At 74.3% G+C, this 26,706-nt stretch carries 28 protein-coding genes and 1 pseudogene; 18 read left to right on the top strand and 11 right to left on the bottom strand.

The annotated features are described in order from the left end of the window. Positions 1 to 104 precede the first annotated feature (104 nt). Entirely contained in the window at positions 105 to 878 is a 774-nt protein-coding gene (locus V6U88_RS07425) for a hypothetical protein (protein WP_334451046.1), read from the bottom strand. Positions 879 to 999: 121 nt separating this feature from the next. Between V6U88_RS07425 and V6U88_RS07420 the strand changes: the two genes are divergently transcribed. Continuing rightward, positions 1,000 to 2,499, top strand: a complete 1,500-nt coding sequence (locus tag V6U88_RS07420; protein WP_334451045.1) for an alpha/beta fold hydrolase — start codon at positions 1,000 to 1,002, stop codon at positions 2,497 to 2,499. 72 nt (positions 2,500 to 2,571) lie between these two features. Here the strand turns inward: V6U88_RS07420 and V6U88_RS07415 are convergent, their stop codons facing one another. From V6U88_RS07415 to V6U88_RS07405, 3 genes are all read right to left on the bottom strand, one after another. Further along, positions 2,572 to 3,498, bottom strand: coding sequence for an alpha/beta hydrolase family protein (locus tag V6U88_RS07415; RefSeq protein ID WP_334451043.1), 927 nt, complete (start codon positions 3,496 to 3,498; stop codon positions 2,572 to 2,574). 93 nt (positions 3,499 to 3,591) lie between these two features. Next, entirely contained in the window at positions 3,592 to 3,963 is a 372-nt protein-coding gene (locus tag V6U88_RS07410) for a DoxX family protein (RefSeq protein ID WP_334451042.1), read from the bottom strand. Next, on the bottom strand, positions 3,960 to 4,442 hold the full coding sequence (locus tag V6U88_RS07405) for a DUF6232 family protein (RefSeq protein WP_334451041.1): 483 nt from the start codon (positions 4,440 to 4,442) through the stop codon (positions 3,960 to 3,962). The genes V6U88_RS07410 and V6U88_RS07405 overlap by 4 nt, the downstream gene beginning before the upstream one ends. A 684-nt stretch (positions 4,443 to 5,126) precedes the next feature. On the opposite strand from V6U88_RS07405, the gene V6U88_RS07400 reads away from it, so the two are divergent. Then, the gene (locus tag V6U88_RS07400; protein ID WP_334451040.1) at positions 5,127 to 5,528 is read left to right on the top strand and encodes a nuclear transport factor 2 family protein; all 402 of its coding nucleotides are present in this window, start codon (positions 5,127 to 5,129) and stop codon (positions 5,526 to 5,528) included. Here the strand turns inward: V6U88_RS07400 and V6U88_RS07395 are convergent. Next, positions 5,474 to 5,995 (bottom strand): DUF6232 family protein, encoded by a 522-nt coding sequence (locus V6U88_RS07395; protein WP_334451038.1) that lies wholly within the window; start codon positions 5,993 to 5,995, stop codon positions 5,474 to 5,476. The genes V6U88_RS07400 and V6U88_RS07395 overlap by 55 nt on opposite strands. Positions 5,996 to 6,092: 97 nt before the next feature. On the opposite strand from V6U88_RS07395, the gene V6U88_RS07390 reads away from it, so the two are divergent. The 4 genes from V6U88_RS07390 (at position 6,093) to V6U88_RS07375 (ending at position 10,532) form a co-directional block, all read left to right on the top strand. Then, complete coding sequence (locus V6U88_RS07390; RefSeq protein ID WP_334451037.1) at positions 6,093 to 6,866, top strand: enoyl-CoA hydratase-related protein; 774 nt, start codon at positions 6,093 to 6,095, stop codon at positions 6,864 to 6,866. A gap of 111 nt (positions 6,867 to 6,977) precedes the next feature. Beyond that, positions 6,978 to 8,600: an acetolactate synthase gene (locus V6U88_RS07385; RefSeq protein ID WP_334451035.1), complete on the top strand. Its 1,623-nt coding sequence runs from the start codon at positions 6,978 to 6,980 to the stop codon at positions 8,598 to 8,600. A gap of 151 nt (positions 8,601 to 8,751) precedes the next feature. Next, positions 8,752 to 9,723: an ATP-binding cassette domain-containing protein gene (locus V6U88_RS07380; RefSeq protein WP_334451034.1), complete on the top strand. Its 972-nt coding sequence runs from the start codon at positions 8,752 to 8,754 to the stop codon at positions 9,721 to 9,723. Then, positions 9,720 to 10,532 (top strand): ABC transporter permease, encoded by an 813-nt coding sequence (locus V6U88_RS07375; protein WP_334451032.1) that lies wholly within the window; start codon positions 9,720 to 9,722, stop codon positions 10,530 to 10,532. Before V6U88_RS07380 ends, V6U88_RS07375 begins: the two co-directional genes overlap by 4 nt. Before the next feature lie 100 nt (positions 10,533 to 10,632). Here the strand turns inward: V6U88_RS07375 and V6U88_RS07370 are convergent, their stop codons facing one another. Genes V6U88_RS07370 through V6U88_RS07360 form a run of 3 tightly spaced genes read right to left on the bottom strand, consistent with a single transcriptional unit; the run spans position 10,633 to position 11,789 of the window. After that, positions 10,633 to 11,043, bottom strand: a complete 411-nt coding sequence (locus V6U88_RS07370) for a PLD nuclease N-terminal domain-containing protein (RefSeq protein WP_334451031.1) — start codon at positions 11,041 to 11,043, stop codon at positions 10,633 to 10,635. Positions 11,044 to 11,070: 27 nt separating this feature from the next. After that, the gene (locus V6U88_RS07365) at positions 11,071 to 11,370 is read right to left on the bottom strand and encodes a DUF202 domain-containing protein (protein ID WP_334451030.1); all 300 of its coding nucleotides are present in this window, start codon (positions 11,368 to 11,370) and stop codon (positions 11,071 to 11,073) included. Further along, a complete protein-coding gene (locus tag V6U88_RS07360; protein WP_442934581.1) occupies positions 11,367 to 11,789 on the bottom strand; it encodes a YidH family protein in 423 nt (140 codons plus the stop codon). Before V6U88_RS07360 ends, V6U88_RS07365 begins: the two co-directional genes overlap by 4 nt. An 11-nt stretch (positions 11,790 to 11,800) precedes the next feature. Here V6U88_RS07360 and V6U88_RS07355 point away from each other — a divergent pair, with 11 nt between their 5' ends. Continuing rightward, positions 11,801 to 12,598: a GNAT family N-acetyltransferase gene (locus V6U88_RS07355; RefSeq protein WP_334451027.1), complete on the top strand. Its 798-nt coding sequence runs from the start codon at positions 11,801 to 11,803 to the stop codon at positions 12,596 to 12,598. 2 nt (positions 12,599 to 12,600) lie between these two features. Beyond that, positions 12,601 to 13,008: a hypothetical protein gene (locus V6U88_RS07350; protein WP_334451025.1), complete on the top strand. Its 408-nt coding sequence runs from the start codon at positions 12,601 to 12,603 to the stop codon at positions 13,006 to 13,008. Between the two features lie 3 nt (positions 13,009 to 13,011). Here V6U88_RS07350 and V6U88_RS07345 read toward each other — a convergent pair whose 3' ends face one another. Next, positions 13,012 to 13,212 carry a hypothetical protein gene (locus V6U88_RS07345; protein ID WP_334451024.1) on the bottom strand — a complete coding sequence of 67 codons (201 nt, stop codon included), beginning with the start codon at positions 13,210 to 13,212 and terminating at the stop codon, positions 13,012 to 13,014. A 218-nt stretch (positions 13,213 to 13,430) separates the two neighbouring features. On the opposite strand from V6U88_RS07345, the gene V6U88_RS07340 reads away from it, so the two are divergent. The 3 genes from V6U88_RS07340 (at position 13,431) to V6U88_RS07330 (ending at position 18,131) form a co-directional block, all read left to right on the top strand. After that, on the top strand, positions 13,431 to 14,210 hold the full coding sequence (locus V6U88_RS07340) for an electron transfer flavoprotein subunit beta/FixA family protein (RefSeq protein ID WP_179803481.1): 780 nt from the start codon (positions 13,431 to 13,433) through the stop codon (positions 14,208 to 14,210). Between the two features lie 11 nt (positions 14,211 to 14,221). Continuing rightward, positions 14,222 to 15,181, top strand: a complete 960-nt coding sequence (locus V6U88_RS07335; RefSeq protein ID WP_334451023.1) for an electron transfer flavoprotein subunit alpha/FixB family protein — start codon at positions 14,222 to 14,224, stop codon at positions 15,179 to 15,181. Between the two features lie 241 nt (positions 15,182 to 15,422). After that, the gene (locus V6U88_RS07330) at positions 15,423 to 18,131 is read left to right on the top strand and encodes an HAD-IC family P-type ATPase (protein WP_334451022.1); all 2,709 of its coding nucleotides are present in this window, start codon (positions 15,423 to 15,425) and stop codon (positions 18,129 to 18,131) included. A gap of 74 nt (positions 18,132 to 18,205) precedes the next feature. Here the strand turns inward: V6U88_RS07330 and V6U88_RS07325 are convergent, their stop codons facing one another. Then, positions 18,206 to 18,580, bottom strand: a complete 375-nt coding sequence (locus V6U88_RS07325) for an anti-sigma factor (protein WP_442934580.1) — start codon at positions 18,578 to 18,580, stop codon at positions 18,206 to 18,208. A 1-nt stretch (position 18,581) separates the two neighbouring features. Between V6U88_RS07325 and V6U88_RS07320 the strand changes: the two are divergent. The 6 genes and pseudogenes from V6U88_RS07320 to V6U88_RS07295 form a co-directional block, all read left to right on the top strand. Further along, a pseudogene (locus V6U88_RS07320) lies at positions 18,582 to 18,737 on the top strand (class F sortase); the annotation flags it as partial. 110 nt (positions 18,738 to 18,847) lie between these two features. After that, positions 18,848 to 20,023: a cysteine desulfurase family protein gene (locus V6U88_RS07315; protein ID WP_334451021.1), complete on the top strand. Its 1,176-nt coding sequence runs from the start codon at positions 18,848 to 18,850 to the stop codon at positions 20,021 to 20,023. A gap of 150 nt (positions 20,024 to 20,173) precedes the next feature. Continuing rightward, positions 20,174 to 21,247 (top strand): tRNA 2-thiouridine(34) synthase MnmA, encoded by a 1,074-nt coding sequence (mnmA, locus tag V6U88_RS07310; RefSeq protein ID WP_334451020.1) that lies wholly within the window; start codon positions 20,174 to 20,176, stop codon positions 21,245 to 21,247. A 49-nt stretch (positions 21,248 to 21,296) separates the two neighbouring features. Then, positions 21,297 to 22,301, top strand: coding sequence for a methionine synthase (locus V6U88_RS07305; RefSeq protein WP_334451019.1), 1,005 nt, complete (start codon positions 21,297 to 21,299; stop codon positions 22,299 to 22,301). 36 nt (positions 22,302 to 22,337) lie between these two features. After that, complete coding sequence (locus V6U88_RS07300) at positions 22,338 to 22,706, top strand: VOC family protein (RefSeq protein ID WP_334451018.1); 369 nt, start codon at positions 22,338 to 22,340, stop codon at positions 22,704 to 22,706. 35 nt (positions 22,707 to 22,741) lie between these two features. Beyond that, positions 22,742 to 23,755 carry an ADP-ribosylglycohydrolase family protein gene (locus V6U88_RS07295; protein ID WP_334451017.1) on the top strand — a complete coding sequence of 338 codons (1,014 nt, stop codon included), beginning with the start codon at positions 22,742 to 22,744 and terminating at the stop codon, positions 23,753 to 23,755. Between the two features lie 122 nt (positions 23,756 to 23,877). On the opposite strand, the gene V6U88_RS07290 is transcribed toward V6U88_RS07295, so the two are convergent. Continuing rightward, on the bottom strand, positions 23,878 to 24,381 hold the full coding sequence (locus V6U88_RS07290) for a type II toxin-antitoxin system PemK/MazF family toxin (protein ID WP_334451016.1): 504 nt from the start codon (positions 24,379 to 24,381) through the stop codon (positions 23,878 to 23,880). A gap of 178 nt (positions 24,382 to 24,559) precedes the next feature. On the opposite strand from V6U88_RS07290, the gene ligA reads away from it, so the two are divergent. Continuing rightward, complete coding sequence (gene ligA, locus V6U88_RS07285; protein WP_334451014.1) at positions 24,560 to 26,695, top strand: NAD-dependent DNA ligase LigA; 2,136 nt, start codon at positions 24,560 to 24,562, stop codon at positions 26,693 to 26,695. Positions 26,696 to 26,706: the final 11 nt, after the last annotated feature.

The following is a 26,706-nucleotide window of genomic DNA, read 5'->3' as shown; positions in this document are numbered from 1 at the left end:
GACACCGTTTGCGACGAGTCGGGGTATCCGCGCGGCCCGACACCCCCACTCGCCGCAAACCGGAGTCGCGCGGCGCGGCGCGGGCGCCGGGACGGGCCGGGGAGTCAGTCGATCGGGTCGTCGTCGGTGAGGCGCTCGCCCCGGCGGCGCAGCATGCCGAGGCCGGGGATGCCGGCGACGGCGAGCTTGAGGTCCCGGGTGACGTCGAGCAGGTCGTGCAGGTCCGGGCTGACCCGGTCCAGGGTGGCCAGGATCGGCAGGATGTCGGCGGTCAGGTGCTGCTTGAGCTTGGGCAGCTCGTCCACCAACCGGATCGCCGCGGTCACCTCCTCGTGGCTGAGCTGCTCGAAGAAGCGGGTCGCCATCGGCGCGGCCCGACGCAACGCCGGCTCGTACTCCGCCATCAGGCCGGTCGCGGTGGCGGTGGCCTTCTCGGCGGCGACGATCGTGCCGGCGGCCCGACCGGCGACGGCGTCCGCCTCGGCGACCACCGTGCCGGCGGCCCGGGCCACCCGATCGGCCTCGCCGACCACCACGGCCGCCGCGCCGGAGACCTGCTCGGCCTCACCCACCACCACGGCGGCGGCCGCGGCGACCTCGGTGGCGGTCTCGATCGCGGTGGTCGCCGCCGCGCTGATCACCGCGACCTCACGGACCGCCGCCTCGGCGTCGGTGAGCACCCGGTCGGTGCGGTCCAGGGTGCCCTCGATCCGGTCCACCACCCCGTTGATCCGGGCCAGCAGCGCCTCCACGCCGTCGAGCACCGCGAACGCGCGGGCCGGCACGGCGGCGAACGAGGCGGCCGAACCGAACGCCTGGTCGAGGGCGGAGCGGGTGAGTCCGACGACGGCGGTCGGCCGGGGCAGGGGGATAGCCATGTGACCAGTGTGCGTCGGCCCGGCCACCGGCGCCCGACGGCGACCGGGCGGCGCCCGTCACGTCCCCGGCCGGGCGTCGCGCGGGGCGGCGGCCCGGCGGGCGGGCGGTAGGGTGCCCGGCATGTCGGTCCGCCCCCTCGGCGCCCCGCCGGCCGTGCGCCGGATCGCGCTCCTCGCGGTCCTCGCCGCGCTCGCCCTGGCCCTGGGCGGGTACGGGCTGGCCCGCGCCGACTCGGGGCTGACCACCCGGCAGACCAGCGTCGACGGGGTGCCGCTGACCGAGGTACGGGCCACCGGCGTGACCGGTCGCCGGCCCGGCGTGGTGATCGCCCACGGGTTCGCCGGCTCGGCCCGGCTGATGCGCCCGATCGCCGACACGGTGGCCCGGCAGGGCGCGGTCGCGCTGCTGCTCGACTTCGCCGGGCACGGCGCCAACCCGGCCCGGCTGCCCGGTGCCGGGCGGGACGCCGCCGACTTGCGCGCCGTCCTGGAGCACGACCTGACCGTCGCCGTCGGGTACCTGCGTACCCGGCCCGACGTCGACCCGGCGCGGATCGTCCTGGTCGGACACTCGATGGGCGCGGGCGCGGTCACCCGCTACGCCGCCGGGCACCCGGACGTCGCCCGGACCGTCGCCATCTCGCTGCCGGACTCCGACGACCTGCCCGACGGCCGCCCGGAGGGGCTGCTGCTGATCGTCGGCGGCGCGGAGTTCCCCGCGTTCCGGGAGACCGCCGAGGCGACGTCGCGCCGGGGTGTCGGGCGGCGGCTGGTGGTCGTACCCGGGTTCGAGCACATCTCGGTGCTCTTCGCCGGTCGTACCCACGACGAGGTCGCGGCGTGGGTGGGTGGCGGCGGAGACCCGCCGCGACCTGTCGCCCGGCTCGCGCCGGCCGGGTTGCTGCTGCTCGGGTTCGGGCTCGGCTTCGTCCCGCTGGCGGCCCTGCTGCTCGGCCGCCGGACCCGGCCGTCCCGGCCGGCCGCCCCGACCCCGGCGGTGCTGGCGGTGGCGGCGTCCGCGGCGGCGCTGGGCGCGCTGGTCGGCGCGGTCGCGCCGACCGCCCGGCTTCCCCTCGCGGTCGGCGGGCACGTAACCGGGTTCCTGCTGGTCACCGGCGTGCTGCTGGGTGCCGCCGCGCGCTGGTGGCCGCTGCCGGCCGCCACGTCGCCCCCGGCGCCCGCGCCGGTCGCCCACCGCGCGCCGGCCCGGTCCGCGGTCGCCGCCGTCCTGCTCACCGGGTACGCGTTGACCGCCGTCGCCGTGCCGATCCACCTCGGGCTGACCTCGGCGCTGCCGGTGGGCGCCCGGTGGTGGCTGCTGCCCGTGGTGGCCGCCGGCTGCCTGGTCTTCCTCACCGGCGCGGAGCTGGCGTCGGCCCGGCGCAGCGGGCGGTACGCGGCCGTCGGCGGGATAGCCGTGCTGGCCCTGACCGCCTCGGCCGTGGTGGGGCTGGCGCCCGGGTTCGTGCTGCTGGTGGTGCCGCTCTTCGCGGTACTGGTCGGCTGGCAGGCGGCCTGGGCGGCGGTGCTGCGCCGGGCCGGCGCGCCGCGGTGGCTGCCGGCCCTGGTGGGTACGGCGCTGCTGGCCTGGCCGGTGGCCACCACCCTGCCCTTGAGTTGAGTCGCCTCCGGCTCGGCGGGGGCGGGCGGTGGTGCCGGCACGGGACGCACTCCGTCCCGTGCCGGCACCGGCTCAGCGCGCGCCCTCGAAGGTGACCTGCGGGTCGGTCTGGGCCGGGGCGCCCCAGACCGCGTTGTCGTAGCTGGTGTCGCCGGTGAGGTAGAGCAGGAACCACTCGGTGAGCAGCCGCTTGCTGATCGGCAGCTGGGCCGCCCGGCTGATGCCGCCGCTGTCGCAGAAGAGCGAGCTGCCGTCCATGAAGCCGCAGTGGAAGCCGCCCTTGATGATCCGGAGCTGCTTGGTCGGCGGCTTCGCCGCGTAGATCGGCCGCTGGTGGTCGGCGACCCCGGCGATGGTGTCCCGGTCGCCGGCGATCAGCCGTACCGGGATGGCCAGCGTCGCGGCGGCGGCCTTCGCCGACGGGTTGGTCTCCGCCGCCGCCAGGTTCGCCACCGCGCCGACCTTCGGGTTGCGGGCCGCGGCGAGGATGCTGGCGCCGCCGCCCATGGAGTGCCCGGAGAGCCCGAGCTTGTCCGTGCGGACGTGCCCGGCGAAGCGCGACCCGGCCGTGGTGTCCTGGGCGACCGCCCAGGTCAGCGCCGCGTTCAGGTCGTCGGCGAAGGCGCTGTGGCTGGGCGAGAGACCGCCCTGCGAGGTCGGGGCGAGCACGATGAAGCCCCACGAGGCGAGGTGCCCCAGGGTCGAGTAGTACTTCGACACGCTCTGGAAGAAGCCGTGGCCGAAGGCGACGGCCGGGAATCGGCCCGCCGCCACCGGCTGACCGCTGCCCGCCGCCGTGGCCGGGTAGTAGATCCGGGCCGAGAACGACCGGCCGGCGGCGCTGACGGTGGTGTCGACGTAGCCGGCGGCGTACCCGCCGGGGTTGGCCGGGTCGGCGACGGACGCCGTGGTCGGGGCGGCCACGGCGGCGGTCGTGACGGGTGCGGGCAGTACCAGCGTGATGGCGGTCGCGACCGCGACGGCCACTCTCCTCAACATGACAGCCTCCCAACGCGATGGACGGCACTGTCCATTGAGGAGAGCACCCGTCGGTCGCGCTGCCCACCATCCGGTTCGTCAATAACAGCCGGGTTATGGTCGGGTACGGGCCACCCGCAACGCCCACCAGATCAGCGGCGCCTGCATCGGCAGCCGGCCGTAGGCGACCGCCCGCCGGGCCGGACCCTTGTCCCGCCAGTCCGCCGCCATCTGCACGTTCGCCGGCAGCACCGCGGCGAAGAGCGCGGCGGCGGCCAGCCCGCCGCGCCGACGGGTCGCCGGGTGCGCGACCGCCGCCGCCACCGTCAGCTCCGCGACCCCGCTGGCGTACGTCCAGAAACGGGCCGGTCCGGGCAGCGCGCGCGGCACGATCGCGTCGTAGAAGCGGGGCCTGAGGAAGTGCGTGACGCCGGCGGTGGCCAGCAGGCCGGCCAGGGCGGCCGCCTCGCCGCGACGGGTGGTCATCGATGCTCCCCCTGGTGCTCGACGGCGCGCTGCACGGCCCGGTAGATCTGCCCGAACCGTAACGCGTCCGGGGTGCGCACCAACATCACCTCCTGCCCGTGGTGCTGCACCCACAGCTCGTGCACCCGGTTGCCGCGCTCGTAGGAGCGGTCCAGCCAGCTCAGCGGCAGCTCCAGGAACGGGGTCAGGGCCAGCGCGCCGACCGCGCAGCCGGCCAGGATGACCAGGGCCAGCTTCCAGTTCCCCCGGTCCTGCGCCGACCAGGCCAGCGAGACCACGCAGACCACCGCCACCAGCGGCGGCAGGGACAGCAGCAGCACGAGTACGCCCCGGCCCAGCACCCGGCCCCGGACGGCCAGCGTCGTCGCCCCCCGCGCGTGCCAGACGTACGTCACGTCGGCGAGCCGGATCGCGTGCCCACCGGCCCGGATCGACTCCGAGGTCACCTGGACGCTGTCGTCCCGGTAATAGAGGGTCATCACTAGACCCTAGCCATCCGTGGACAGGACCCGCCCCCGTCGCTCCGGCAGCCGGTCGGCCCGTGGTCCGCCCGTCCACCCGGGGTCCGGGTGTGGTGTGGGGACGCTGCAAGCTGATGTCGTCGATGAATCACCCGGCCGGCCGGGCGGGCATGCCCGGCGTGTGTGCGGGGTGGAGCCGTGTCTGCGCGGTTGCCGGCCGGGCGGGCATGCCCGGCGTGCGTGCGGTGTCGAGTCGTGCCCCTGTGCCGTGGCGACTGCGGCCTTCGTGCAAGGCACGACGGGTGGCGCGGGGTCGACGAGTGGAACGCCATGGGTGTCAACAGGCGTCGGTGACACCCATGTAGTTCCACCGGTGGCCCGGGCCGGCGGCACAGGGGAGTGGGGGGCGCGGCTCGGGGACGGTTCCAAGGTCCGCAGTGGACGGGCGCCACTGCGGCTGAGTCGTTTACGACATCAGCTCTACAGCGTCCCGGAACCACCTGCCACCTCCCCATGTTTCGGCCACCGGGTCCGTCGGCGCCGGAGCCACTGCCACCGCTGGGTCCGTCGGCGCCGGGGGCCGCCGCTACCGGCGCAGATCCAGGCGCCGGGCTCGGTGGCCGGGTGCGCGGACCCGGGGAGACCGGACGGCGTCGCGGTGGGGCGGCGGAGGGTGGCCGGGGCGGCGTAGCGTGCGGGCGCATGGCCGACAGCGAGCGCAACGTCGAGGTGGTCCGCCGCTACCTGCGGACCTTCGTCAGCAAGGACCTGGCCGAGCTGCGGGCGGTGGTCGCCGAGGACGTGGAGATCTACGGGTCGGGCCGGGCCGTCCGGGGCCGGCACTTCGTCGAGCGGGCGGTGGCCGCGCCGGGGCTGACCGTGCTCGACCAGGAGATCCGGGAGCTCTTCGCGGCGGGCGACCGGGTGGTCGTCTCGATGGCGCAGACCTACCGGCGGGACGCCACCGGCGTCACGGCGGTGCAGAGCGCCTGCAAGATGTACCGGCTGGCCGGCGGCCGGATCGTTCAGTTCTGGGGCGAGCAGGACCTCTACGGCCTGCTGCGCGGCCTGGAGATGCTGCCCGACGGTCCGATCGAGTTCTGATGACGGGGGGCGGGCCGGTTGCTCTCCATCGCCCGCTGCACCGCCCGGTAGACCTGCCCGAAGCGCAGCGCGTCACCCATGCTCAGCAGCAGCACCGGCCGGCCCCGCCAGCGGGCCCACATCTCCAACTGCCGGCTGCCCCGGGCGTACGACCGGTCGAGGTGCTCGAAGAGGAAGTCGGCGAGCGGGCCGACGGCGAGCCCGACCAGCACCGAGGCGCCCACGATGGCGATGGTGACGGTCGGCGAGCGGTGCAGCCAGACGGCCAGTGCCACGCCCAGCATCGCGGCGATCAGCGGACCGGCCAGGGCTGCGCCGAGGGCGCCGCGCCCGGCGAGCACCCGCCACGAGCGGCTGCCCCGGTGGTGCCAGACCATGTCGATCTCGGCGAGCGGGAACGTCCGCCCGTCCACTCGGATCGCGGTGGAGGTGACCTGCACCGATCTGTCGTCGTAGTACGTGATCATGGCGCACTCCCGGTGGCGGGGCTGACACCAGCCTACGTACCCCAACGATCGCGCCGTTAAGGTTGGCACGCTACTTCGACGAGGAAGTGAGGGCAGCGTGAGCGAGTTCGTGCGGCTGGAGACCAGGGACGGCATCGGCACCATCCGGCTGGAGCGGCCGCCGATGAACGCGCTCAACACCCAGGTGCAGGAGGAGTTGCGCGCCGCCGCCACTGCGGCCACCGCCGACCCCGCCGTCCGCGCCGTCATCGTGTACGGCGGGGAGAAGGTCTTCGCGGCCGGCGCGGACATCAAGGAGATGGCCGACATGTCCTACGTGGACATGGCGGAGCGGGCGGCGGACCTGTCCAGCGCGCTCGGCGCGATCGCCCGGATCCCCAAGCCGGTGGTCGCCGCGATCACCGGGTACGCCCTCGGTGGCGGCTGCGAGCTGGCCCTGGCCTGCGACTGGCGGGTGGTGGCCGAGGACGCCAAGCTCGGCCAGCCGGAGATCAAGCTGGGCATCATCCCCGGCGCCGGCGGCACCCAGCGGCTGGCCCGCCTGGTCGGCCCGGCCCGCGCCAAGGACCTGATCATGTCCGGTCGGATGGTGGACGCCCAGGAGGCGCTGCGGATCGGCCTGGCCGACCGGGTCGCCCCGGCCGCGCAGGTCTACGAGACGGCCGTCGAGCTGGTGACGCCGTACCTGACCGGCCCGGTGCAGGCGCTGCGCGCGGCGAAGCTCGCCGTCGACGGCGGCCTGGACATGGACCTCAACTCCGGCCTGGCGTGGGAGAGCCAGCTCTTCGCGGCGCTCTTCGCCACCGACGACCGGCGTGAGGGCATGGCCGCGTTCGTGGCGAAGCGCAAGCCGGACTTCACCGGCCGCTGAGGCCGCGCGGGACCGGCGGCCCGTCCGGGTCGCCGGTCACGCGAAGACTGTTCACATCCCTCGTACCGGCCAGTAGCGTGTGACACCGCATCTGTGACGAGGGGAGTGGCGATGACGGAACGGGTCGAGGGTCACGGCGGGGAACTGGCGCTGGCGGCGCTGCGCGCCAACGGCGTACGGGAGATGTTCACCCTCTCCGGCGGGCACGTCTTCCCGCTCTACGACGCGGCGTACAAGCACGGGTTTCCGATCTACGACGTCCGGCACGAGCAGTCGGCCGTCTTCGCCGCCGAGGCGGTGGCCAAGCTCAACCGCCGCCCCGGCCTTGCCGTGCTCACCGCCGGCCCCGGCGTCACCAACGGCGTCTCCGGGCTGACCAGCGCGTTCTTCAACGCCTCCCCGGTGCTGGTGCTGGGCGGGCGGGCGCCGCAGTTCCGCTGGGGCTCGGGCAGCCTGCAGGAGATGGACCACCTGCCGCTGGTCGCCCCGCTCACCAAGCACGCCGAGACGGTGTTCAGCGTCGACGACATCCCGCGCGCCGTCACCGCCGCCCTGACCAGCGCGCTGACCCCGCACCGAGGCCCGGCCTTCCTGGACTTCCCGCTGGAGGCGGTCTTCAGCGTCGGCGACGCCGAGCTGCCCGCACCGGTCGCCGTCGCGCCGGTCGAGCCGGACCCGGACGAGGTGGCCGCCGCCGGCCGGCTGATCGCGGGCGCGCAGCGCCCGGTGTTCATCGCCGGCTCCGACGTGTACGCCGGCGACGCAGTCGCCGCCCTCCGCGAGGCCGCCGAGGCCCTCGGTGTGCCGGTCTTCACCAACGGCATGGGGCGCGGGGCGCTGCCGCCGGAGCACCCGCTCGCCTTCGCCAAGGCCCGCCGGGTCGCCCTGAAGGGCGCCGACGTGGTCGTCGTCATCGGCACCCCGCTGGACTTCCGGCTCAGCTTCGGTGACTTCGGCGACGCGGCCGTGGTGCACATCGTCGACGCCCCGAGCCAGCGGGCCACCCACGTCCAGCCCGCCGCCAGCCCCGCCGGCGACCTGCGGCTGATCCTCTCCGCGCTGGCCGGGCAGACCGGTGACCGGGTCGACCACGCCGACTGGGTCGCGCAGCTGCGTACCGCCGAGGACGCCGCGAAGGCCCGCGACGCCGAGGAGATGGCCGCCGACACCGACCCGATCCGGCCGGCCCGGGTCTACGGCGAACTGCGCCGGGTGCTCGCCCCGGACGCGATCACCATCGGCGACGGTGGCGACTTCGTCTCGTACGCCGGCCGCTACCTGGAGCCGGCGCAGCCCGGCACCTGGCTCGACCCCGGCCCGTACGGGTGCCTCGGCACCGGCATGGGCTACGCGATGGGGGCCAGGGTCAGCCACCCGGACCGGCAGATCTGTGTGCTGATGGGCGACGGCGCCGCCGGCTTCTCGCTGATGGACGTGGAGTCCCTGGTCCGCCAGCAGCTACCGGTGGTGATCGTGGTCGGCAACAACGGCATCTGGGGTCTGGAGAAGCACCCGATGCGGGCCATGTACGGCTACGACGTCGCCGCCGACCTCCAGCCGGAGCTGCGCTACGACAAGGTGGTCGAGGCGCTCGGCGGGGCCGGTGAGACGGTGGCCAAGGCCGCCGACCTCGGCCCGGCCCTGTCCCGCGCCTTCGACGCCGGGGTGCCGTACCTGGTCAACGTGCTCACCGACCCGGCCGACGCGTACCCCCGCTCGTCGAACCTGGCCTGACCACGACGCCGCGACCGCCGCCGCCGGGTGACCGGCGGCGGCGGTCGCGTTTCTGTCGGCAGCTAAATCAGCGGAATGTCAGCGGCCGTCGCCGTAACGTCAGACCCCTCGCGCATCGTTGGGCGGACCAGCGATAACGATCGGAGTTCTGATGACATACGCGATCCGCGCCGAGGGGCTGGTGCGCCGCTTCGGCGCCACCACCGCCCTCGCCGGGGTCGACCTGGAGGTTCCCACGGGGACGGTATTCGGGTTGCTCGGCCCCAACGGCGCCGGAAAGACCACCGCGGTACGGGTGCTCGCCACCCTGCTCGCCGCCGACGAGGGGCACGCCACCGTCGGCGGGTTCGACGTGCGCCGCGACGCCCACCAGGTACGCCAGCTGATCGGCCTCACCGGCCAGTACGCCTCGGTCGACGAGACCCTCACCGGCACCGAGAACCTGCTGCTCATCGGCCGGCTGCTCGGGCTCGGCCGGGCCGAGGCGCGGGCCCGCGCCGCCCAGCTGCTCGCCGATTTCCAGCTCACCGACGCCGCCGGCCGGCCCGCCAAGACCTTCTCCGGTGGCATGCGCCGTCGGCTGGACCTGGCGGCGAGCCTGGTCGGGCGGCCGCAGGTGCTCTTCCTCGACGAGCCGACCACCGGGCTCGACCCGCGCAGCCGCAACGAGCTGTGGGACATCGTCCGCACCCTGGTCGCCGACGGGGTGACCGTGCTGCTCACCACGCAGTACCTGGAGGAGGCCGACCAGCTCGCCGGCCAGATCGCGGTGGTCGACCACGGCCGGGTCATCGCCCAGGGCACCCCCGAGGAGCTGAAGGCGAAGACCGGCGGGCAGGTGCTCACCGTGCGGCCGGTCGACCCGGCCGACCTGCCCACCGTGCGGGCCATCGCCGGCGAGGTGGCCCAGGCGACCCCGGAGGTCGCGCAGAGCACCGTCACCGTGCCGGTGAACGACCCGGGCGTGCTGCCCGCGGTGGTCCGGCGCCTCGACGCCGCCGAGGTGCCGGTGGCCGAGCTGGCCCTGCGCGGTTCCAGCCTCGACGAGGTCTTCCTCTCCCTCACCGGCCACCGGGCGGAGCAGGACGCGTCCACCGACGTACTCGAAGGGACCCCGGCATGACCGCGATCACCGCGCCCGCGACCCCGCTCGTCCCGGCTCGCCGGCTGGGCGTCGGCGCCGGTCTGCGGCACACCCTCACCCTGGCCTGGCGCAGCCTGGTGCAGATCAAGCACAACCCGATGGAGCTGCTCGACCTGAGCATCCAGCCGGTGATGTTCGTGCTGCTCTTCACGTACGTCTTCGGCACCGCCATCGCCGGCTCCTCCGGCGAGTACCTGACCTTCATGCTGCCCGGCATCATGGTGCAGAACGCGCTCTTCGCCACCATGACCACCGGGTTCGGGCTGAACAACGACCTGACCAAGGGGGTCTTCGACCGGCTCCGGGCGTTGCCGATCGCCCGCTGGGCGCCGCTGGCCGGCCGGATCCTCGCCGACACGGTCAAGCAGGCCTGGTCGATCGCGCTGCTGCTCGGCGTCGGGATGATCCTCGGCTTCCGGGTCGGCAACGGCGTGCTCGGCGTGCTGGCCGCGTTCGCCCTGCTGCTCGCGTTCACCCTGGCCGCGTCGTGGATCTCGGTGCTGGTCGGCGTGCTGGTCAGCGAGCCGGAGAAGGTGCAGATCTTCGGCTTCATGGTGATCTTCCCGCTCACCTTCACCAGCAACATCTTCGTGCCGACCGACCGGATGCCCGGGTGGTTGCAGAACTGGGTCGAGGTCAACCCGGTCACCATCGTCGCCGACGCGCTGCGGGGGCTGCTGGTCAGCGGCCCGGTCGCCGGCCCGACCCTGCAGACCCTGCTCTGGGGAGCCGGCATCGCGGTGATCTTCGCGCCGCTGTCGCTGCGCGCGCTCAAGCGCCGGGTGTGACCCGGATCGTCGGCGTACCGTCGGGCCGCCGGGTGCACGTGCAGCGGGTCATGCGGCCCCGGCCCGGCGGTACGGCTCCGGCGCGGCCGGTGCCGGGGTCCTAGACCTCGGGGCGGTCCTCCTCGCGCGGCGGTTCGCCCTCCCGGTGGCGCAGGTCGTCCTCGCGGCGGCGCAGGTCGTTCTCCCAGCGGCGGAAGAGCTCCTCGTCGTCTCGGCGGGAGCGCTCGGCGATGGACTCGAGGAACTCCGGGTCGTCGTCGGGGGCGACCGGTCGGCGTCGGTCCCGGCCGCTGGGGGCGGGGCCCGCCGGGCCGGGCCTGACCGGGGTCACCTTCCGCCCGGCGAGGAACCACGCGATCGAGCCGACCAGCGGGAAGAACAGGATGATCAGCACCCACGCGATGCGGGGCAGCGCGCGGATGTTCCCCTCGTCGGCGGAGAGGCAACTGATCAGCGCACAGACGGCGAGGACGATCTGGATCGCGAAGAGCAGGAGGGACAACCGGGCCATGCCCCCATGATGGCGCACCGCGGCCCCTCACCACATCCCGCGCAGCACCAGCGGCACGGCCAGCAGCGCCAGCCCGACGGTGGCCAGGGCGACCGAGGGCAGGGCGCGCGAGCCGACCGGGATCGGCCCGGTGCCCGCCGCCCGGCCCCAGCAGGCCACCAGCGCCCCGGCCCAGACCAGCACCACGGCGCCGGCGAGCCACGCGCCGGCCGCGTCCCCGCCGAGGGCGAGCCGGAGCGCCAGCACGGCCACCACGGTGAGCGCGAGGGCGGTGCGCCGCCAGGCCAGCCGGGTGCGCTCCGGTTGCAACCCGGGGTCGCCGGTCACCGCCCGCCGACCGCCCGGGCCAGCACCGCGACCACCAGCAGCAGCGCGCCCAGCCCGACGACGAGGGCGAGCACGGCGGGGAACCGGGAGACCGGCAGCTCCTCGCCGAGCCGGATGGCCCGCTCGGTACGCGCCCAGTGGTCCACCGCCCGCACGGCCACGATGCCGCCGAGCAGCAGCAGCCCGACCGCGATCACCTCGCGCAGGTGCCGCACGGGCAGCGGCGGCAGGAACTGGGCGGCGGCCAGCCCGCCCGCGACCAGCGCCAGCCCGGTCCGCAGCCAGGCCAGGAAGGTGCGTTCGTTGGCCAGGGAGAAGCGGTAGTCGGGGGCGGTGCCGACCGACCTGAGTTCCGACGGGTCGAACCACCGCCTGATCGCCTGCCACACGCGACCGATTATCCGCTTTGTCCCCGGCATAGCCTGGACGGATGACCGATCTTGAGCCGGGCGCGCTGCGCGCCGCGTACGACAGCCAGATCCGCCCGGAGATCCCGGACCCGGTGCCGGCCGGGGTGACCGTCGAGCGGGACGGCCCGCTGGTCCGCATCCTCGGCCTCGACCACGGCGGGTTCCTCACCTACCGGACGCTGGACGGGCTGGCCGGCGCGGAGCTGGACGCGCTGATCGCCCGGCAGGTCGAGCTGTTCCGGCAGCGGGGCGAGTCGGTGGAGTGGAAGCTGAACGCCCACGACGAGCCCGCCGACCTGCCCGACCGGCTGCGGGCCGCCGGTTTCGTGCCGGAGGACCGGGAGACCGTCGTGATCGGGCCGGTCGCGCCGCTCGCCGCGGCCGTGCCGGTCCTGCCCGAGGGGGTACGCCTGCGCGAGGTCAGCTCCCGGGAGGACTTGGCCCGGATCGCCGCCATGGAGCAGGAGGTCTGGCAGGCCGACCGCAGTCACCTGGTGACCGGGCTGGCGAAGGAGATCGCCGCCGACCCGCAGTCGATCACCGTGGTGGTGGCCGAGGCGGACGGCACGGTGGTCAGCGCCGGCTGGGTCCGCTACCTGGCCAACACCGGGTTCGCCAGCCTGTGGGGCGGCTCGACGCTTCAACAGTGGCGGCACCGGGGCATCTACCGGGCGCTGGTGGCGTACCGGGCGCGCCTGGCCGACCAGCGGGGCAAGACGCTGCTGCAGGTGGACGCCTCGGAGGACAGCCGACCCATCCTGGAGCGGCTCGGTTTCGTACCGGTCACCACCACCACCCCGTACGTCTACACTCCGTGATGATGGAGCAGCGGCTGACGGACGACGAGCGGCTCACCCTCAAGACCGGCGCCTTCGGGGCGGTCTTCCTGGTGTCGAACGCCGACCCGGGCATGTTCGCGATGATCCGGGAGAGCATCGCCGCGTCCGGGGCGCTCAACGACGCCAGCGGGGTGGTGAAGGACGCGCTCACCACCGGCCCGCTGCCCCGGCTGCCGCGGGACAACGCGCTGGAGGTCGAGTCGGTGGTGCTGCCCGCGCTCGGCCGGGCCGTCGACATCCTGCGCGAGAAGGCACCGGAGGACCTGGCCGTGTACCGGGACGTGGTGCTGGCCGCCGCCGACCGGGTGGCGCGGGTGCACCGGGGCAGGACCCCGGCCGAGGCGGCCGTGATCGAACGAATCAGGGGAGCCCTCGCCGAGCCGGCGTGACCGCTACCCGCCCGCCGGGGGCGGCCCGCCGGCCGGGTCGCCGCCGGGCGCGGTCCAGACGGTGTGCACGGTGTCGCGGACGCAGACGTCGCGGACCCGGCCGCAGGCGCACCGGTACGCCTCAGACGATGGCCCGCGCCCGCAGCGCTCCGGTGCGCCGACGGGTGCCGCCTCGACCGGACGCCCCGCATCCTGTCCCGACATGTCGTAATACCTCCCGATTCATGAGTTTAGCCGGGCCCGGCGCTCCGGTGAGCTGTGTCACTCTGAGTGCCCGGGAAGCGGAAGCTACTGACAGGTAACATTGCGCCGTGGGCAACTGCACAAGCGCCCGCGGTTGACCGGGCGTCAACGGACGCGCGAGGCTGCGCCCGTGACCGGGCGAGCGATCGCCACACCAACAGGAGGGTCGTCGAAACGCGATGAACATCGTCGTACTCGTCAAGCAGGTGCCCGATTCGGGCGCGGACCGCAACCTGCGTCCTGACGACAACACCGTCGACCGCGGTTCGGCGAACAACGTCATCAACGAGATGGACGAGTACGCCATCGAGGAGGCGTTGAAGATCAAGGAGGCGCACGGCGGCGAGGTCACCATCCTGACCATGGGTCCGGACCGGGCGACCGAGTCGATCCGCAAGGCGCTCTCCATGGGCCCGGACAAGGCCGTGCACGTGGTGGACGACGCCCTGCACGGGTCCTGCGCCGTGGCCACCTCGAAGGTGCTCGCCGCCGCCCTCGGTCAGCTCAACGCCGACCTGGTCATCTGCGGCGCCGAGTCCACCGACGGCCGGGTCCAGGTCATGCCCCACATGATCGCCGAGCGGCTGGGCGTCGCGGCGCTGACCGGCGCCCGCAAGCTCACTGTGGACGGCGCCACCCTGACCGTCGAGCGGCAGACCGAGGAGGGCTACGAGGTCATCACCGCCTCGACCCCGGCCGTGGTCTCCGTCTGGGACACCATCAACGAGCCGCGCTACCCGTCCTTCAAGGGCATCATGGCCGCCAAGAAGAAGCCGGTGCAGACGCTCTCCCTGGGTGACCTCGGCGTCGCCCCGACCGAGGTGGGCTTCGACGGCGCGACCAGCGCCGTGCTGGAGCACACCAAGCGCCCGCCGCGTTCCGGCGGCGCGAAGATCACCGACGAGGGCGAGGGCGGCGTCAAGCTGGTCGAGTTCCTCGCCACCGAGAAGTTCGTGTGAGAGGTCTGGACATGTCTGAGGTTCTCGTCGTCGTCGAAGCCACCCGGGAATTCGGCGTCAAGAAGGTCACCCTGGAGATGCTCACCCTCGCCCGCGAGCTGGGCACCCCGAGCGCGGTGGTGCTCGGTGGCGCCGGCGCGGCCGAGGCGCTGAGCGCCAAGCTGGGCGAGTACGGCGCGGAGAAGATCTACGCCGCCGAGAGCGAGGAGATCGACGGCTACCTGGTGGCCCCGAAGGCCACCGTGCTGGCCGAGCTGGTCACGCGGGTGCAGCCGGCCGCCGTGCTGCTCGCCTCCGCCCAGGAGGGCAAGGAGATCGCCGCCCGCCTCGCCGTCAAGCTGGACAACGGCATCCTGACCGACGTGGTCGGGCTGGACGCCGACGGCACCGCGACCCAGGTCGCCTTCGCCGGCTCCACCATCGTCAAGTCCAAGGTCACCAAGGGCCTGCCGCTGGTCACCGTCCGGCCGAACTCGGTCAACCCGACCCCGGCGCCGGCCACCCCGGCCGTCGAGCAGCTCACGGTGGCGGTCACCGACACCGACAAGCTGGCCAAGGTCGTGGACCGGGTCGCCGAGCAGAAGGGCTCCCGCCCCGAGCTGACCGAGGCCGGCATCGTCGTCTCCGGCGGTCGCGGCGTCGGCAACGCCGACAACTTCAAGCTGGTCGAGGAGCTGGCCGACCTGCTCGGCGGCGCGGTCGGCGCGTCCCGCGCGGCGGTCGACTCGGGCTACTACCCGCACCAGTTCCAGGTGGGCCAGACCGGCAAGACGGTCTCCCCGCAGCTCTACGTCGCGCTGGGCATCTCCGGCGCGATCCAGCACCGGGCCGGCATGCAGACCTCGAAGACGATCGTCGCCGTGAACAAGGACGGCGAGGCCCCGATCTTCGAGCTGGCCGACTTCGGCGTGGTGGGTGACCTGTTCAAGGTCGTGCCGCAGGCCGCCGAGGAGATCCGCAAGCGCAAGTGAGCTGAGCCCCAGCCGCGGCCGAGGGCCGGGAACCGCCAGGTGCGGTTCCCGGCCCTCGGTGTTGCGGTGCCTTCGGCCGCCCACCCCCACCGACCGGTCGCCGACGGGTCGGAGGCCGCTCAGCGGGGGCGGCCACTCGGGCGATCGCGCCGGAACGGCCCGCTGCCCCGGGCGGAGCTGCGACGATGGCGGAGCCCCCCGCGCACCCCTCGGCCGGAAGGTGTCGAAGGAGGAGTGCGCCATGCCGGTCAGGACGCCGGGAAGCGGCCACCACGCCCTGGCCGTGCACGAGGTCGTGCTGCTGCTGGAGACCGACACCGAACGAGGTCTGAGCGACGGGGAGGCGGCCGCGCGCCTCGAACGGTTCGGTCCCAACGTGCTGCCCACCGCCGCCCGGGGCGGCGTGTTCCGCCGGCTGCGGCGGCAGTTCCAGAACCCGCTGGTGTACGTCCTGATCGCCGCCGGCCTGGTCACCCTGCTGCTCGCCGAGTACGTCGACTCGGCCGTGATCTTCGGGGTGGTGGTGGTCAACGCCGCCGTGGGATTCCTCCAGGAGTCCAAGGCCGAGGCGGCGCTCGACGCCCTCCGGTCGATGGTGCGTACCGAGGCGCAGGTGGTGCGGGACGGCCGGCGGCGGCCGGTGCCGTCGGACGAGTTGGTCCCCGGCGACCTGGTGCTGGTCGAGGCGGGCGAGAAGATCCCGGCGGACCTGCGGTTGGCGCGCGCCGCCGAGCTGCGGGCGGACGAGTCGGCGTTGACCGGCGAGTCCCTGCCGGTACGCAAGGACGAGGTCGCCGTGCCGGACGAGACGCCGGTGGCCGACCGTCGCAACGTGCTCTACTCCGGCACTCTGGTCACCGGTGGGTCGGCGGCCGGCATCGTGGTGGCCACCGGCGCGGAGACGGAGCTGGGCCGCATTCACCGCCTGATCGGCACGGCGCAGGTCCTCGACACGCCGCTGACCTCGAAGCTCGCCCGGTTCAGCCGGGTGTTGACCGTGGCGATCCTGATCCTCGCGGCGGTGACCTTCACCGTGGGCGTCGTGCGGGGTCAGCGGATCGCGGAGACCTTCACCGCGGCGGCGGCGCTGGCCGTCGGGGCCATTCCCGAGGGCCTCCCGGCGGCGGTGACGATCACCCTGGCCATCGGTGTCGCGCGGATGGCCGGTCGACGCGCGGTGGTCCGGCGGCTGCCAGCCGTGGAGACCCTGGGCAGCACCACGGTGATCTGCACCGACAAGACCGGCACCCTGACCGAGAACCAGATGACGGTGCAGGCGGTGTGGACGCCGCACGGCCGTTACCAGGTGAGCGGCGCCGGCTACGCCCCGACCGGCGAGATCCGCGCACCGGACGGCGGGCCGGTGCCGGCCGGGGGCGGTGCGCTGCGCTGGTCGTTGCTGGCCGGGGTGGCCTGCAACGAGGCCCGGCTCGACGCGGGCGACGACCGGTGGACGGTCATCGGTGACCCGACCGAGGGGGCCATGCTGGCGGTGGGCGCCAAGGTGGGGATCCGCGCGGGGGAGGTCGCTGCAGAACTCCCCCGGGTGGCCGCCATTCCGTTCACCTCGCAGCGGCAGTTCATGGCGACCCTGCACGACGAGCGGGACGGCGGGCGCGTCACCCTGGTCAAGGGGGCGGTGGAGCGGGTGGTCGAGTGGTGTGCCACGGGGCTGGACGCCGACGGCCGTACCGTCGCGCTGGACAGGTCCGCCGTGCTCGCCGCCGCGCACGAACTGGCCGGCGAGGGGCTGCGGGTGCTCGCCACCGCGATGCGGCACGGCGACCGGAGCGACGAACTGGTTGAGGAGTCGCTGCCCGGCACGCTGACCTTCACCGGACTGCAGGCGATGCTGGACCCGCCCCGCGCCGCCGTGGCGGCCGCCGTCGAGTCCTGCCACCGGGCCGGGATCGCAGTGAAGATGATCACCGGTGATCATCTGGCGACGGCGAGCGCCATCGCCGCGCGCCTGGGGCTGCTCGCCGCCGAGCCGGGTCCGGGGGACGTGCGCACCGGCGTCGACCTGGCGGCCCTGCCCGACGACGAACTGCCGGGGGCGGTACGCCGGGCGTCGGTCTTCGCCCGGGTCTCGCCTGAGCAGAAGCTCCGACTGGTGCAGGCGTTGCAGTCCGAGGGCCAGGTGGTGGCGATGACGGGTGACGGGGTCAACGACGCACCGGCGCTGCGTCAGGCCGACATCGGGGTGGCCATGGGGCGCAGCGGCACCGAGGTGGCCAAGGAGGCGGCCGACATCGTGCTCACCGATGACGACTTCGCGACCATCGAGTCGGCCGTGCGGGAGGGCCGGGGCGTCTTTGCGAACCTCACCAAGTTCATCACCTGGACCCTGCCCACCAACACCGGCGAGGGGCTGGTCATCCTCGTTGCGATCGTGCTCGGTACGGCGTTGCCGGTCCTGCCGAGCCAGATCCTCTGGATCAACATGACTACCGCGGTGGTGCTCGGCCTGACGCTGGCCTTCGAACCCACCGAACCCGGGATCATGGACCAGCCGCCCCGCGACCCCGCCCAACCGTTGCTCACCGGGGCGCTGGTCGTCCGCATCCTGCTCGTGTCCGCGTTGCTGGTGGCGGGTACCTGGTGGTTGTTCGAGTGGGAACTCGGTGCGGGTGCGGGACTGGCGGAGGCGCGGACGGCGGCGGTGAACCTCTTCGTCGCGGTGCAGACCTTCTACCTGTTCAGCTGCCGGTCGCTGACCCGATCACCGTGGCGCCTGGGGTTGTTCGGCAACCGTTGGTTGATCGGCGGAGTGGTGGTGCAGGCAATCGGTCAACTGGCGCTGACGTACCTGCCCGTCATGAACACGCTGTTCCGGACCGCTCCGATCACCATCGAGGCATGGCTGCGCATCCTGGGCCTCGCCCTGGCGGCCTCCGCGATCGTGGCGCTCGACAAGCGCGTCGGATGGTTCGGCCGCCGGCTCGGCTGAATCGCAGGAGCCGGCGGCCGTGCCGGGCGGAAGGGAGCTGATCGGCGGGCCGGGGAGCTGAGCCGGCCCGCCGATCAGCCCGTCAGGTTGCCCCTCAGCAGGCTGTCGCCGGAGTGGGCAGGCTTGTTGTCGAACTGTTCGGCGGAGACGTCGACAACTGAGTATGCCTGAAGATCGACGTTTGGTGGCAACAGGAGCAGCGCGTCGCCGGAGCGGTCGCGCAGCACCCCGACCGAGAACATCTTCATGTTGCTCGGGTTGATCAGCCAGACCTCGTAATACCCCGAAACGTTCGGGAGATTCGCGACGTGCAGGTGCAGTCGGCCGTCGGTGAAGACCCGTGCGGCGCCGGTGGCGTCCTTCGGCGTCGTGCCGTACGCCGACAGGGACCCGCTGGCCAGCACGACCTGCTGCGGCGCGGGCTGGTCGGGGTCGTTGGCCCCGGGCACCGCCCGCGAGGAGTACGCCAAGACGAAGCTCCCGCTGGAGCGGTACTTCGCCCGGGACGGCAAGCCGCGGCTGACGCTGATCACCTGCGGGGGCCCGTTCGACCCGAAGACCCGGCACTACCGGGACAACATCGTCGTCACCGCCGTACCGGCCTGAACCGTGAGCGTCGGGGCGGGGAGGGCGCTCTCCCCGCCCCGACGCCGGGCCTGCGGGGCCGGTGGTCCGGCGTCCGGCGGGTCGACTCTGGGCCGTTAGGCTGAACCGTGATGGCATACCTGGATCACGCGGCGACGACCCCGATGCTCGACGAGGCGTTGGAGGCGTACGTCGCCACCGCCCGTGAGGTCGGCAACGCGTCGTCGCTGCACGCGGCGGGCCGGCGTGCCCGGCGGCGGGTCGAGGAGTCGCGGGAGCGGGTCGCCGCCGCGCTGGGCGCCCGCCCCTCCGAGGTCGTCTTCACCGGCGGCGGCACGGAGAGCGACAACCTCGCGGTCAAGGGGATCTTCTGGGCCCGCCGCGCCGCCGACCCGGGCCGGGTTCGGGTGGTCTCCAGCGCGGTCGAGCACCACGCGGTGCTCGACGCGGTGGACTGGCTGGCCGAGCACGAGCGCGCCGAGGTGGACTGGCTGCCGGTGGACGCCGCCGGTCGGCTGGACCCGGACGGGCTCCGCGCCGAGCTGGCTGCGCACGCCGACCGGGTGGCCCTGGTCACCGCGATGTGGGCCAACAACGAGGTGGGCACCGTCCAGCCGGTGGCCGAGCTGGCCGCGGTCGCGGCCGCCCACGGGGTGCCGTTCCACACCGACGCGATCCAGGCGGTCGGTCAGGTGCCGGTGGACTTCGCCGCCAGCGGCGTCTCGGCGCTCACCGTCACCGGGCACAAGCTCGGCGGGCCGACCGGCGTCGGCGCCCTGCTGCTGGCCCGCGACGTACCGGCCACGCCGCTGCTGCACGGCGGCGGCCAGGAGCGCGACGTGCGCTCCGGCACGCTCGACACCGCCGGCATCGTGGCCTTCGCGGTCGCCGTCGAGGCCGCCGTGAAGGGCCAGCAGGAGTACGCCGTACGGGTGGCCGCACTCCGCGACGACCTGGTGCGGCGGGTGCGCGAGGCGGTGCCCGAGGTGATCTTCAACGGGGACCGGACCGACCGGTTGCCGGGCAACGCGCACTTCTCCTTCCCCGGCTGCGAGGGGGACGCGCTGCTGCTCCTGCTCGACGCCCAGGGCATCGCCTGCTCCACCGGCTCGGCCTGCTCGGCCGGGGTGGCCCAGCCCTCGCACGTGCTGATCGCGATGGGTGCCGACGACGACCGGGCGCGCTCCTCGCTGCGTTTCACCCTGGGCCACACCAGCACCCCCGCCGACGTCGACGCCCTGATCGCCGCCCTCCCGGCGGCCGTCGACCGGGCCCGCCGCGCGGCCGCCCTCCGTACCCCCCGCTGACCCGCCGCCGGCCGACGAGGCCGCGCCCGGTTCGTCCCGCCGGCGGTGCCCGGACGCGCGGGCGGCGGTGACCGGCGGCGCAGCCGGGCGGCGGGGGTGGGGACGGCGGCGCGGGGGCGGATAGGGTCGTGGGGTGAGGGAGGTGTCACGGTGAGGGTTCTGGCGGCGATGTCGGGCGGGGTGGACTCCGCTGTCGCGGCGGCGCGCGCCGTGGAGGCGGGGCACGACGTGACCGGGGTGCACCTGGCGCTGGCCCGCAACCCGCAGACCTACCGCACCGGGGCGCGCGGCTGCTGCACCCTGGAGGACTCCCGGGACGCCCGGCGGGCCGCCGACGTGATCGGCATCCCGTTCTACGTCTGGGACATGGCCGAGCGCTTCCACGCCGACGTGGTGGACGACTTCGTCGCCGAGTACGCGGCCGGCCGTACCCCGAACCCCTGCCTGCGCTGCAACGAGAAGATCAAGTTCGCGGCGGTGCTGGACCGGGCGGTGGCGCTGGGCTTCGACGCGGTGGTCACCGGCCACCACGCCCGGCTCGGCGCGGACGGCCTGCTGCGCCGCAGCGTCGACCTCGCCAAGGACCAGTCCTACGTGCTCGCCGTGCTGACCCGCGAGCAGCTCGACCGCTCCCTCTTCCCGCTCGGCGACTCCACCAAGGCGCAGGTCCGCGAGGAGGCGGCGCGGCGCGGGCTGGCGGTGGCCGACAAGCCGGACTCGCACGACATCTGCTTCATCGCCGACGGCGACACCCGTGGCTTCCTCGCCGGCCGGCTCGGCGAGGCGCCCGGCGACGTGGTCGACGCGCTCACCGGCACGGTGGTCGGCAGCCACAGCGGCGCTTACGCGTACACCGTCGGGCAGCGGCGCGGCCTGCACCTGGACCGGCCCGCCCCGGACGGCCGCCCCCGCTACGTGCTCTCCATCACCCCGAAGACCAACACCGTGACCGTCGGCCCGGCCGAGGCGCTGGACGTCTCCCAGGTCCGGGCGGCCCGTCCCGTCTGGACCGGCGGCGAGCGGCCCACCGCGCCGGTCGAGTGCGAGGTGCAGCTGCGCGCCCACGGCGACGTGGTTCCCGCCACCGTCGAGCTGGCCGGCGACACGCTCCGCGCCGAGCTGCGCCGCCCGGTGCGCGGGGTGGCCGCCGGGCAGGCGCTCGTCGCGTACCGGCCGGACCCGGCCGGGGACGTGGTGCTCGGCTCGGCCACCATCACCGACTGACCCGGGCCGCCGTCCGCGTCCGGGCCGCCGGAGCGGCTACTGTTCGGCCGTGACTCAACAGCCCTGGCCCTGGCCCGCAGGGGCGGCGACCGGCATCGGTTCGCTGCCCGGCACCGACATCGCCGAAGCGCAGCGGGTGGTCCTCGGTGAGCTGCCCGCCCTGCCCCACCTGCCCGAACTGCCCGCGCGCGGCCCCGGCGCCGACCTGGTCGGCCGTACCGGCGGTCTGCTGGTGGAGCTGCCGGTGGAGCTCTACGCGGCCCGCTGGCGGATCGCGCTGCGCCCCGGCCGGGACCTGCGCCGGGCCCGGGACCTCATGGAACGCGACCTGGACCAGCTCGCCGAGCAGGCCGAGGGGTACGCCGGGCCGGTGAAGGTCCAGGCCGCCGGGCCGTTCACCCTGGCCGCGTCGCTGGAGCTGCCGATCGGCGGGCGGATGCTGCGCGACCCCGGCGCGGTGCGGGACCTGGCCGGCTCCCTCGCCGAGGGACTGCGGCGGCACGTCGAGGCGGTGGCCGCTCGGCTGCCCCAGGCGTCGGTACTGCTGCAACTGGACGAGCCCTCCCTGCCGGCGGTGCTCGCCGGCAGGGTGCCCACCGAGAGCGGGTTCGGCGCCCACCGGCCGGTGGAGTCCGAGCTGGCCCGCGCGCTGCTGCGCGGCGTCATCGACACGGCCGGGGTGCCGACCGTGGTGCACTGCTGCGCGCCGGACGTGCCGCTGGAGCTGATCCGCTCGGCCGGGGCGGCCGGGGTCGCGCTGGACCTCGCCCTGGTCACCGACCTGGACCCGCTCGGCGAGGTGATCGACGCCGGGCTCGGGCTCTTCGCCGGGGCCGCGCCCACCCTGCCGCCGTCCGCCGGTCGCGCGCCGACCTCGGCCGAGGTCGCCGACCGGGTACGCACGCTCTGGGACCGCCTCGGCTTCCCGCGCCGGCGGCTCGCCGAGCAGGTGGTGATCACCCCGGCCTGCGGTCTCGCGGGCGCCACCGGAGGGTACGCCCGGGCGGTGCTGGCCGCCTGCCGGGACGCCGGCCGTCGGCTGCACGAGGACTGAGGTTTTTCGTCGTACCCGCTGGGCAGAATGAGCGTCATGATTGGACAGCTGCGTTCAGTGGTGATCGACTGCCCCGATCCGCGGGCCCTGGCCGGCTTCTACGCGGAGCTGCTCGGCCTGCCGCTGGTGGAGGACAATTCCGACGGCGACGAATGGGTGGTGCTCGGCGGTCCGCCGGGGCACCGGCCGCGGATCGCCTTCCAGCAGGCGCTCGACCTGCGGCCCCCGGCCTGGCCGGACCCGGAGCGGCCCCAGCAGTTCCACCTCGACGTCACCGTCGACGACATCGAGGCGGCGGAGAAGGCGGCGCTCGCCCTCGGCGCGCGCCGGCTGCCCGGCGAGGGCGAAGGCTTCCGGGTCTACGCCGACCCGTCCGGTCACCCGTTCTGCCTCTGCTGGGACTGACCCCGGGCGCCTGGCGCGGGTTGCGACCGGGCGGCATGATCGCGGGCGTGATCGACTCCTCGCCCCGCCGTGCCTCCGGTTCGCTCTTCGGCCTCGCCTTCGGCGACGCCCTCGGCAAGCCGACGGAGTTCCTGACCGTCGCCGAGATCACCCGTCGCTACGGCCCGGGCGGCCCGCGTGAGCTGGTCGGCGATCCGCCGCTGGTCACCGACGACACGCAGATGGCCCTGGCCGTGGCGTGGGCGCTGCACGACGCGTCGGCGTACACCCCGGAGGTGGTCGAGCCGCTGCTGCGGCAGCGCTTCGGCGAATGGGCGGTCAGTCCGGACAACAACCGCGCCCCGGGGATGACCTGCCTGCGGGCCTGTGCGGAGCTGGGCCGGGGGGTGCGCTGGCAGGAGGCGACCGTGGCCGACTCCAAGGGGTGCGGCGCGAACATGCGGGTGACCCCGGTCGGGCTGGTCGACGTCGACCTGGACACCCTCGCCGGGCTGGCCCAGCTCCAAGCCGGGCTGACCCACGGTCACCCGACCGCCCTGGCGGCCAGCGAGCTGACCGCGTACGCGGTGCGGCTGCTGCGCGACGGCGCGGGCCTGGCAGAACTACCCGGCCTGCTCACCGCGCGGGCCCGGGAGCAGCGGCGGGTCTACCGCGCCGACTGGCTCGGCGACCTCTGGCGGCGCTCCGGCGCGGAGTCCCCGGCGGACTTCATCGCGGCCGGCTGGGACGAGTGCCGGCACGTGCTGGAGCGGCTGAGCGCCGCGCTGCGCCGACCTGACGACGGCGGCGACCCGTGCCGGGACACCGGCGAGGGGTGGATCGCGGAGGAGGCGCTGGCCACCGCCCTGCTCTGCGCGCTGCGCCACCCCGACGACGCGGTCGACGCGATCGCCCGGGGCGCGACCACCGCCGGCGACTCCGACTCCATCGCCGCACTGGCCGGCGCCTTCGTCGGCGCCGCCCACGGCATGCCCGCCTGGCCGCAGGACTGGTCCACCCGCATCGAGTACGCCGACCAGCTCACCACCCTCGCCACCCCCTGGGACTAACCCCCCCGGCTCCCGGGCCCCCCGGGACTCACCCCGGTGATCATGAAGTTGGCGGCAGTGGTCGATCTTCAAACTGCCGCCAACTTCATGATCGACGCGGCGGATGGGGGCGCGGGCGGGGGTCAGGTGGGGAGGTGGGGGAGGGTGCGGAGGTGGCGCCAGAGGGACTGGTCGAGGGTGCCGGCGCGGTGGGAGAAGGCGCCGGCCGGGACGGTGACCGGCTCGGCCAGGTCGAGCCAGCTGTCGTGGTCGGCGTCGGGGTCCCACTCCCGGGTCGGGATGCGTACGTGGTCGTCGCGGCTGCTCTTGTCCTGACTGGTGATCTTCAGTACCTCGGCGCCCCGGTCGCCGACGCGCAGCACCAGGCAGGGCCGCACCTTCGAGCCGGTGCCGTCGTGGAACGGGACGTCGGCCCACCAGATCTCGCCCGGCCGGGGCGTACCCGCGGGGGTGCGCGGCCGGGGCGGCGCGGTGGGGCGCGCCCGGTCCCGTGGCGGCGTACCCCGTTCGGGCCGGGTGCGTTCGCCCCCCACCGGGCGGCCGCCGCGCCGCCGCCACTCGTTCCAGGCCCAACCGGCGATCACGGCCAGCACGACCAGCACCGCCCACCATACCCACTCGGGCATCCGTATCCCTGCCTCTCCCGGCGTCGGCCGGCCGCCGACGTGCGGCGATCGTCGCACGGTCGACGGGTCCCCGCCCGTCGGGCGCGGCGGGGGTGGCGGGGGATTGTCCGACCGGCCCGATAGCGTGCGGGGGTAGCGTGATCACGGGGAGATCCCACTGGTGTCCGGAGGCGGCAGGGTGTCCGAAGAAGCGGTCCTTCAGCAGGTCAGCCCCGCGCAGGAGGCGGCGGCCGGCGGTGAGCCGACCCCCGAGGCGCGGGAGCGGCACGCCACGCTGAGCCAGGAGCTGACCGAACACCAGTACCGCTACTACGTCCTCGACGCGCCGGTCATCTCCGACGCCGAGTTCGACCGGCAGTTGCGCGAGCTGGAGGCGCTGGAGGCGGAGTACCCGGCGTTGCGCACCCCCGAATCGCCCACCCAGCGGGTCGGCGGCACCTTCTCCACCGACTTCACCCCGGTCACCCACGCCGAGCGGATGCTCTCGCTCGACAACGCCTTCGCCGACGAGGAACTGGCCGCGTGGGCCGAGCGGGTCGAGCGGGACGCCGGCGGCCCGGTGCCCTACCTCTGTGAGCTGAAGGTCGACGGCCTGGCGATCAACCTCACCTACGAGAAGGGTCGGCTGGTCCGCGCGGCCACCCGGGGTGACGGGCGCACCGGCGAGGACGTGACGGCCAACGTCCGCAGCATCCGCGACGTGCCGGCCCGGCTGACCAAGTCCGACGAGTTCCCCGACCTGCCGGAGCTGCTGGAGGTGCGCGGCGAGATCTACTTCCCGGTGGCCGCCTTCGCCGACCTCAACGCCGGCCTGGTCGAGCAGGGCAAGGCGCCGTTCGCCAACCCGCGCAACGCCGCCGCCGGCAGCCTGCGGCAGAAGGACCCCCGGATCACCGCGTCCCGGCCGCTGCGCCTGGTGGTGCACGGCATCGGCGCCCGGCGGGGCTTCCAGCCGAAGGCCCAGTCCGAGTCGTACGCGGCCCTCAAGGCGTGGGGCCTGCCCACCAGCGACCGGTGGCGGGTGGTGCCCGACCTGGCCGGCGTCGCCGAGTTCATCGCGTACTACGCCCAGCACCGGCACGACGTCGAGCACGAGATCGACGGCGTGGTGGTCAAGGTCGACCCGGTCTCCATCCAGGGCCGGCTCGGCTCGACCAGCCGGGCGCCGCGCTGGGCGATCGCCTTCAAGTACCCGCCCGAGGAGGTGACCACCAAGCTGCTCGACATCGACGTCAACGTCGGGCGCACCGGGCGGGTCACCCCGTTCGCCGTGCTCGAACCGGTGCGGGTGGCCGGCTCCACGGTCGCCCTGGCCACCCTGCACAACGCCCGCGAGGTCGAGCGCAAGGGCGTGCTGATCGGCGACACGGTGGTGCTCCGCAAGGCCGGCGACGTGATCCCCGAGGTGCTCGGCCCGGTGGTCGACCTGCGTCCCGCCGACGCCCGCCCGTTCGTCATGCCCACCACCTGCCCGGCCTGCGGCACCCCGCTCGCCCCGGCCAAGGAGGGCGACGTCGACATCCGCTGCCCCAACAGCCGCAGTTGCCCGGCGCAGCTGCGCGAGCGGGTCTTCCACCTGGCCGGGCGGGGCGCCTTCGACATCGAGGTGCTCGGCTACAAGGGCGCCGCCGCGCTGCTCGACGCCGAGATCATCACCGACGAGGGCGACCTGTTCTCCCTCGACGCCGAGCAGCTCTCCCGCTCGCCGTTCTTCGTCAACAAGGACGGCAGCCTCGGCAGCAACGCCACCAAGCTGCTGGACAACCTCGCCGTCGCCCGGGAACGCGACCTGTGGCGGGTGCTGGTGGCGCTCTCCATCCGGCACGTCGGCCCCACCGCCGCGCAGGCCCTCGCCCGGCACTTCCGCTCGATCGAGGCGATCGACGCCGCCACCGAGGAGGAACTCTCCTCCGTGGACGGTGTCGGCCCGACCATCGCCGCCAGCATCAAGGAGTGGTTCGCCGTCGACTGGCACCGCGAGGTGGTGCAGAAGTGGGCGCGGGCCGGCGTACGGATGGCCGAGGAGGCGGGCGAGGAGGGGCCGCGCCCGCTGGAGGGGATCACCGTGGTGGTGACCGGCACCCTCGCCAGGTTCAGCCGGGACCAGGCGTCCGAGGCGATCCAGAGCCTCGGCGGCAAGGTCAGCGGCTCGGTCTCCAAGAAGACCGGCTTCGTGGTGGTGGGCGACAACCCTGGCTCCAAGGCCGACAAGGCGGCCACCCTCAAGGTGCCGGTCCTCGACGAGGACGGATTCCGGGTGCTGCTCGACCGGGGGCCGGACGCGGCCCGGGAGGTCGCCCGCGTCGAGGGGTGAGCCGGGCGCGA

This window comes from Micromonospora sp. CPCC 205739, from assembly GCF_036906795.1.
Classification (GTDB): Bacteria; Actinomycetota; Actinomycetes; order Mycobacteriales; family Micromonosporaceae; genus Micromonospora.
The sequence above is the reverse complement of the archived record's forward strand: the minus strand, read 5'-3'. Positions and strand labels throughout refer to the sequence as shown.

Excerpts from the sequence above, each read along its gene's own strand:
- V6U88_RS07425 (WP_334451046.1), bottom strand. The coding sequence starts at position 878 with ATGGCTATCCCCCTGCCCCGGCCGACCGCCGTCGTCGGACTCACCCGC.
- V6U88_RS07420 (WP_334451045.1), top strand. The coding sequence starts at position 1,000 with ATGTCGGTCCGCCCCCTCGGCGCCCCGCCGGCCGTGCGCCGGATCGCG.
- V6U88_RS07415 (WP_334451043.1), bottom strand. The coding sequence starts at position 3,498 with ATGTTGAGGAGAGTGGCCGTCGCGGTCGCGACCGCCATCACGCTGGTA.
- V6U88_RS07410 (WP_334451042.1), bottom strand. The coding sequence starts at position 3,963 with ATGACCACCCGTCGCGGCGAGGCGGCCGCCCTGGCCGGCCTGCTGGCC.
- V6U88_RS07405 (WP_334451041.1), bottom strand. The coding sequence starts at position 4,442 with ATGACCCTCTATTACCGGGACGACAGCGTCCAGGTGACCTCGGAGTCG.
- V6U88_RS07400 (WP_334451040.1), top strand. The coding sequence starts at position 5,127 with ATGGCCGACAGCGAGCGCAACGTCGAGGTGGTCCGCCGCTACCTGCGG.
- V6U88_RS07395 (WP_334451038.1), bottom strand. The coding sequence starts at position 5,995 with ATGATCACGTACTACGACGACAGATCGGTGCAGGTCACCTCCACCGCG.
- V6U88_RS07385 (WP_334451035.1), top strand. The coding sequence starts at position 6,978 with ATGACGGAACGGGTCGAGGGTCACGGCGGGGAACTGGCGCTGGCGGCG.
- V6U88_RS07380 (WP_334451034.1), top strand. The coding sequence starts at position 8,752 with ATGACATACGCGATCCGCGCCGAGGGGCTGGTGCGCCGCTTCGGCGCC.
- V6U88_RS07375 (WP_334451032.1), top strand. The coding sequence starts at position 9,720 with ATGACCGCGATCACCGCGCCCGCGACCCCGCTCGTCCCGGCTCGCCGG.
- V6U88_RS07370 (WP_334451031.1), bottom strand. The coding sequence starts at position 11,043 with ATGGCCCGGTTGTCCCTCCTGCTCTTCGCGATCCAGATCGTCCTCGCC.
- V6U88_RS07360 (WP_442934581.1), bottom strand. The coding sequence starts at position 11,789 with ATGCCGGGGACAAAGCGGATAATCGGTCGCGTGTGGCAGGCGATCAGG.
- V6U88_RS07355 (WP_334451027.1), top strand. The coding sequence starts at position 11,801 with ATGACCGATCTTGAGCCGGGCGCGCTGCGCGCCGCGTACGACAGCCAG.
- V6U88_RS07350 (WP_334451025.1), top strand. The coding sequence starts at position 12,601 with ATGGAGCAGCGGCTGACGGACGACGAGCGGCTCACCCTCAAGACCGGC.
- V6U88_RS07345 (WP_334451024.1), bottom strand. The coding sequence starts at position 13,212 with ATGTCGGGACAGGATGCGGGGCGTCCGGTCGAGGCGGCACCCGTCGGC.
- V6U88_RS07340 (WP_179803481.1), top strand. The coding sequence starts at position 13,431 with ATGAACATCGTCGTACTCGTCAAGCAGGTGCCCGATTCGGGCGCGGAC.
- V6U88_RS07335 (WP_334451023.1), top strand. The coding sequence starts at position 14,222 with ATGTCTGAGGTTCTCGTCGTCGTCGAAGCCACCCGGGAATTCGGCGTC.
- V6U88_RS07330 (WP_334451022.1), top strand. The coding sequence starts at position 15,423 with ATGCCGGTCAGGACGCCGGGAAGCGGCCACCACGCCCTGGCCGTGCAC.
- V6U88_RS07315 (WP_334451021.1), top strand. The coding sequence starts at position 18,848 with ATGGCATACCTGGATCACGCGGCGACGACCCCGATGCTCGACGAGGCG.
- V6U88_RS07300 (WP_334451018.1), top strand. The coding sequence starts at position 22,338 with ATGATTGGACAGCTGCGTTCAGTGGTGATCGACTGCCCCGATCCGCGG.
- V6U88_RS07295 (WP_334451017.1), top strand. The coding sequence starts at position 22,742 with ATGATCGCGGGCGTGATCGACTCCTCGCCCCGCCGTGCCTCCGGTTCG.
- V6U88_RS07290 (WP_334451016.1), bottom strand. The coding sequence starts at position 24,381 with ATGCCCGAGTGGGTATGGTGGGCGGTGCTGGTCGTGCTGGCCGTGATC.